This is a genomic window from Aminobacter sp. P4_H6_2 (assembly GCF_056400805.1).
The window spans coordinates 1-6,012 of sequence record NZ_JBFUKO010000331.1 but is presented as its reverse complement, the minus strand read 5'-3'; the positions used below and the strand labels follow the sequence as shown (position 1 = coordinate 6,012).

7 protein-coding genes are annotated in these 6,012 nt (G+C 63.4%); 3 read left to right on the top strand and 4 right to left on the bottom strand.

From position 1 onward, the window contains the following. From AC1DUU_RS20770 to kynU, 3 genes are all read left to right on the top strand, one after another. A partial coding sequence (locus AC1DUU_RS20770; protein ID WP_476785290.1) for an ABC transporter ATP-binding protein occupies window positions 1-651 on the top strand: 651 nt, incomplete at its 5' end. A gap of 5 nt (window positions 652-656) precedes the next feature. After that, window positions 657-1,580, top strand: coding sequence for an ABC transporter permease (locus tag AC1DUU_RS20765; protein WP_476785289.1), 924 nt, complete (start codon window positions 657-659; stop codon window positions 1,578-1,580). 18 nt (window positions 1,581-1,598) lie between these two features. Further along, window positions 1,599-2,846, top strand: a complete 1,248-nt coding sequence (kynU, locus tag AC1DUU_RS20760) for a kynureninase (RefSeq protein WP_476785288.1) — start codon at window positions 1,599-1,601, stop codon at window positions 2,844-2,846. 54 nt (window positions 2,847-2,900) lie between these two features. Here the strand turns inward: kynU and AC1DUU_RS20755 are convergent, their stop codons facing one another. The 4 genes from AC1DUU_RS20755 to AC1DUU_RS20740 form a co-directional block, all read right to left on the bottom strand. Continuing rightward, window positions 2,901-3,587 carry an ABC transporter ATP-binding protein gene (locus tag AC1DUU_RS20755; protein WP_476785287.1) on the bottom strand — a complete coding sequence of 229 codons (687 nt, stop codon included), beginning with the start codon at window positions 3,585-3,587 and terminating at the stop codon, window positions 2,901-2,903. After that, window positions 3,584-4,333: an ABC transporter ATP-binding protein gene (locus tag AC1DUU_RS20750; protein ID WP_476785286.1), complete on the bottom strand. Its 750-nt coding sequence runs from the start codon at window positions 4,331-4,333 to the stop codon at window positions 3,584-3,586. The genes AC1DUU_RS20755 and AC1DUU_RS20750 overlap by 4 nt, the downstream gene beginning before the upstream one ends. Next, complete coding sequence (locus AC1DUU_RS20745) at window positions 4,326-5,297, bottom strand: branched-chain amino acid ABC transporter permease (protein ID WP_476785285.1); 972 nt, start codon at window positions 5,295-5,297, stop codon at window positions 4,326-4,328. The genes AC1DUU_RS20750 and AC1DUU_RS20745 overlap by 8 nt, the downstream gene beginning before the upstream one ends. A gap of 8 nt (window positions 5,298-5,305) precedes the next feature. Continuing rightward, a partial coding sequence (locus AC1DUU_RS20740; protein WP_476785284.1) for a branched-chain amino acid ABC transporter permease occupies window positions 5,306-6,012 on the bottom strand: 707 nt, incomplete at its 5' end.

The following is a 6,012-nucleotide window of genomic DNA, read 5'->3' as shown; positions in this document are numbered from 1 at the left end:
GGCAAGAGCAGCATGCTCAATGCCATTTCAGGCGCACTTGTACTCGATTCCGGTCAGATCCTCATCAATGGCGACGATGTATCGGATATGCCGGTCCACAAGCGCGCGATCCGTTTGGCGCGCGTCTTCCAGGACCCGATGAAGGGCACCGCCGCCTCGATGACGGTTGCCGAAAACATGCTGCTCGCTGATCTGCGCTCCAAGAAGCGCACTTTGCGCCAGGGCCTCAATCCGACCCGCCTGGCCACCTACAAGGAACGCCTTGAACTCCTTGGGCTCGGCCTTGAAAATCGCCTCGACACCCGCGTCGAACTGCTTTCGGGCGGCCAGCGCCAGTCGCTGTCGCTGATCATGGCGGTTGGCGGCTCACCGGATCTGCTGTTGCTCGACGAGCATACCGCAGCGCTTGATCCGCGCACCGCCGACATCGTCATGAAGGCGACCGTGCGTGCCGTCGAGGCGCTGAAGCTCACCACTTTGATGGTGACTCACAACATGCAGCATGCCGTCGATTTCGGTCACAGCGTCATCATGCTCGACGCCGGCAAGCTCCGCCTCGAAATCTCCGGCGAGGAAAAGGCCAAGGTCACTGTTGTCGACCTGATCGGCCATTTCTCCGTGAAAACCGACCGCATGTTGCTGGCGAGCTGATCATCATGGACTTTATCCAGACTGTTTTCACGAGCTTCGTCGCGCTCATTCCCGTCACCCTGGCGCAGAGCCTGATCCTTGCATTCGTCGTGCTCGGCATCATGATCCCGTTCCGTACGCTCAACTTCCCCGACCTCACCAGCGAAGGTGCGTTTCCGCTCGGTGGCTGCGTCTGCGGCGTGCTTCTGGCGTCTGGCGCTTCACCGCTGACGGCGATTGCGGTTGCGCTGATCGCCGGCTTCCTTGCCGGCTGCTGCACTGCCTTCATCCATCTGCGTTTCCGCATCCACACGCTGCTCGCTGGCATCTTGATGATGACGATGCTCTACAGCATCAATCTGCGCATCATGGGCAAGTCGAACCTTTCTGTCTTCGGCGCGCCCACCGTGTTCGACTGGGCACCGTTCGTCCAGCCGGGCTTCCCGGCGGCCAAGATCATCGTGGCTGGCCTGATCGGGGCCATCGTCTTCATCCTGCTCAACATGTTCTTCAAGACCGAGAAGGGCACAGCGATCCGCGCGGTCGGCGCCAACCCCGACATGGCCGAAGCACAGGGCATCAATGTCTGGGTCGCTACCATTGGCGGCGTGGGCCTTGCCAGCGCGTTTTCGGCAACCAGCGGTGCGCTGATGGTGCAGAGCCAAGGCTTTGCCGACGTCAATATGGGCCTCGGCATCCTCATCAACGGCCTTGCCGCGCTGATGATCGGTGAAGCCATCGTCGGCAAGCAGACCGTGCTGCGCCAACTCGCGGCGCCGTTTGTCGGCGCTGTCGTCTACTACCAGCTGGTGTCGTTTTGTCTGGCGGCAGGCATGCCGCCCCCCGACCTGAAGCTCGCCACCGGACTGTTCGTGCTCGCCATGCTTGCTCTGCCGAGCCTGCGTCGCAGCCGGGGACCGGCACAAGCACGCGAAACCATTCGCGAATAATCAAGGATAGCCCGCATCATGACTGCAATTCCTGATCTCGCCGCGATCGAGGCCATGGACGCTGCCGATCCGCTGCGTTCGATGCGCGACCGCTTCATCTTGCCGGAAGGGGTGATCTATCTCGACGGCAATTCGTTGGGGGCTGCTTCGCACGCTGCCTTCAGCGAGCTCCAGGCGGCCGCGTCCAAGGAGTGGGCGCAGGACCTGATCCGGGCCTGGAACACCGCCGGGTGGTTCGACATGCCGACCGAGCTCGGCGACCGGATCGGCCGCCTGATCGGCGCCGCACCCGGCCAGACGGTTGTCTGCGACACCACCTCGACCAACATCTACAAGATTCTTCATGCAGCACTCGCGCTGCGRCCTGACCGCTCGGTCATTGTCGCCGAGGGCAACAGCTTCCCGACCGACCTGTACATGGCCGAGGGCGTCGCTTCGACGCGGGCTGGCACCGTGTTGCGTCTCGAAGGCGTCGATGCGCCCAGCATCGAAGAGCTGATCGACGAAAATGTCGCTGTGGTTCTGGTTAACCACGTCAACTACAAGTCGGGCGAATTGCGCGACATGGCGGCGCTGACCAGGAAGGCGCATGCAGCTGGCGCGCTGATCGTCTGGGACCTCTGCCACACGGCCGGCGCCCTGCCGGTCGACCTCGACGGGGCCAATGTCGATTTCGCCGTCGGCTGCACCTACAAATACATCAATGGCGGCCCCGGCGCGCCGGCCTTCATCTATGTGGCCACCCGCCATCTCGCCGATGTCCGCCAACCGCTGAGCGGCTGGTGGGGCCACGCGCGGCCCTTTGCWTTCGAGCAGGGTTATGCGGCCGATGCCGGCATCCGCCGGTTTTTGTGTGGCACCCAGCCGATCCTGACGATGCGCGCGCTCAAGGGCGCGCTCGACATCTGGGACGACGTCGACATGACGGCGCTCAGGACAAAAAGCATCGCCTTGACCGATCTGTTTATCCAGCTGGTCGAAGCGAAATGCGGCGCCTATGGCCTCGAGCTCGAAAGTCCCCGCGACGGCACCAAGCGCGGCAGCCAGGTTTCGTTCGTCCATCCGCACGCCTATCAGGTCATGCGGGCGCTGATCGAGCGTGGCGTGATCGGCGATTTCCGGGCGCCGGCAACGGTCCGCTTCGGCTTCACGCCGCTCTATGTCGGTTACAAGGATGTCTGGAAGGCAGTGGAAGTGCTCGAGGACATCATGCGCACCGGCGCGTGGAAGGACGAGCGTTTCGCCGTCAAGTCGGCGGTGACGTGAGCGACCAGAGTTAGGCTAGAGAGATTGTGAAAAGGGCGGCTGAGCCGCCCTTTTTCACACCCCGAGATAGTGGTCCTGAACCTCTGATGTCAGCGCATCAGGCGTGCCTTCGAACACCGTCACACCCTTCTCGAGCACGAAGCAACGGTCGGCCACCGGCAGCAGTTCGGCAAGCGTCTTGTCGACGACAAGGATCGACTGTCCGCTCGCCTTGAGCTTGCGGATCGCCGCCCAGATGTCGTGGCGGATGACAGGGGCAAGTCCCTCGGTCGCCTCGTCGAGAATGAGCAGGTTCGGATTGGTCATCAGCGCGCGGCCGATCGCCAGCATCTGCTGTTCGCCGCCCGACAGCGTGTTGGCATATTGGTCGCGGCGTTCACCGAGACGCGGAAACAGCTCGACCACTTTTTCCAATGTCCACTCGCTGCCGCGTGCTGCGGCAAGCAGGTTCTCCAGCACCGTCAGATTGGGAAAGCAGCGCCTGCCCTCCGGCACCAGGCCGAGGCCCAGGCGCGCGATGCGGTGCGGGCGCATGCCGGCGACCTGGCGGCCACCAAAGCTGATCGAGCCCGAGCGCGGTTTCGCAAGACCGAGGATCGAATTGATGGTCGTCGTCTTGCCCATGCCATTGCGGCCCATCAGTGCCACGACCTCGCCCTCCCTGACGTCGAGCGAGACGCCAAACAGCGCCTGCGATGCGCCGTAGAAGGTTTCGACTCCCTTGAGTTCGAGCAGGCTCACGCGGCTTCTCCGAGATAGGCCCGGCGCACTTCGGGATCGTTGCGGATCTCGTCCACCGTGCCGGTGGCGATGACGCGGCCATAGACGAGGACCGAGATGCGGTCGGCGAGCGCGAACACCGCGTCCATGTCGTGCTCGACCAGAAGTATCGGCGCTTCGCGGCGCAGGCCGTCGAGGAACTTTGTCAACGCTTTCGAGCCTTCAGGCCCCATGCCGGCCATAGGTTCGTCGAACAAAAAGGCCTTGGAGCCAAGCGCCAGCGCAATTGCGATTTCAAGCTGTCGGCGTTCGCCATGCGACAGCTCGGCGGCGGGCACGTAAGCGCGCCCGGAAAGGCCGACGCGCTCCAGCATCGCCATGGCCGGTTCGGTCAGGCTCTTGTCGTTCATGACTGGACGAAAAAAATGAAAGCTCGTTCCCTGACGCGCCTGCACGGCCAGCATCACGTTGCGCAGGGCGGAAAACTCCTGCGCCAGCGACGATATTTGGAAGCTGCGGCCGAGGCCGAACCGCGCACGCGCCGCCATGTCGAGCCCGGCCATATCCTGGACGAGAAAGCGAATGCTGCCGCTGTCGGGCCGCAGCGATCCCGAGATCTGGTGGATCAGCGTGCTTTTGCCCGCACCATTGGGGCCGATCAGGGCATGGATTTCGCCCGGCMTGAGATCAAGGCTGACGCCGTCGGTGGCCTTCAGCGCGCCGAAGGTCTTTTTGAGGTCGCGGATTTCGAGGACCGGCTCAGCCATGACGTGCCTTTCCAGCCAACAGGCCAAGCAGGCCACCGCGCGCAAACAAAACGACGCCGAGCAGGATCAGGCCTAAGAAGAACTGCCAGCGCTCGGTGATGCCGCCAAGCGCGAACTCAAACAGCACGTAGAGCATCGCACCCGCGACCGGGCCGAACAGCCGACCCTTGCCGCCGAGGATGATCAAAACGATGAGCTCGCCCGACATCTGCCAGGACAGCATCGAGGGGCTGACGAAACGGTTGAGGTCGGCAAACAGCGCACCGGCGAGGCCCGTGACCATGGCCGAGATGGCGAAGGTAACAAGCCTGATGTTGAAGGGCGCGATGCCGACGGCGGACAGCCTGGTCGCGTTCTGCCGCGCCGCCTGCAATGCGGCGCCGAAGCGCGAGCCACGCAGAAGCCAAAACAGGCCAAGTGCCGCCATCAGCACGACATAGCAGATCAGGAAATAGGGCAGGGGCTGCGCCGTATTCACGCCAGGAAAAGTGTTGCGGACATAGATCGACAGCCCGTCCTCGCCGCCATAGGCAGGCCAGGAAATGGCGAAGTAGTAGATCATCTGCGCGAAGGCGAGGGTGATCATGATGAAATAGACGCCCGTCGTGCGCAGGCTGATCACGCCGATCGGCAAGGCGACAAGACCGCAGACCATGATCGCCACCAGCCAGATCACCGGCATCGACGTCGTGCCTTGGATGCCAAAGAACAGCGGTTCGGCGTTGAAGGCGTGGGTCGCCAGGATGCCGGCGGCATAGCCGCCAAGACCGAAGAAGGCGGCGTGGCCGAAGGACACCAGCCCACCGAGCCCAAGGGCGATGTTGAGCCCGACGGCGGCGAGCGCGAGGATGGCGATACGCGTGGCAAGCGTGACGTAGAATTGCTCGCCCATGGCTGTCGCGCCGAGCGGGATCGCCAGCAACAGGAGCGCCAGCAGAATGTTGACGATGGTTTCGCGGCTCATGGCGGCCCTCACGACTGCGCCGCAAACAGGCCGCTCGGCCTGAAAGCGAGGATCAGGGCCATGACGATGTAGATCAGCATGGAGGCGAGCGAGGCACCGATCAGTCCCGCCTGGGCCGCCGGCATCATCAACGCCAGCGCTTTGGGCAACAGGAAACGACCCATCGTGTCGACGAGGCCGACGAGGATGGCGCCGAACAGCGCGCCCTTGATCGAGCCGATGCCACCGATGACGATGACCACGAAGGCGAGGATGAGCGCTGGCTCGCCCATTCCGACCTGCACCGATTGCAGCGCACCGACCAAAGCGCCGGCAAGGCCAGCAAGGGCGGCACCGAGCGCGAATACCACGGTGTAGAGTGTGCGGATGTCGACACCGAGGGCCGCGATCATCTCGCGGTCGGACTCGCCTGCGCGGATGCGCATCCCAAGGCGGGTGCGCGAGATTAGCAGATAGAGCCCGACAGCAACCGCGATGCCGACGCCGATGATGGCGAGGCGATAGAGCTGGTACTGGCCACCGCCTGGCAGGGGCACAGCACCTTGCAGCAGCGGCGGAATGTCGAGATAGAGCGGGAACGAGCCGAACAGCCAGCGCGTGCCTTCCGAAAAGATCAGGATCAGCGCAAAGGTCGCCAGCACCTGGTCGAGATGGTCGCGCTCATAAAGCCTGCGGATCACAAGGATTTCCATTATCGCGCCTGCGGCTGCCGCGG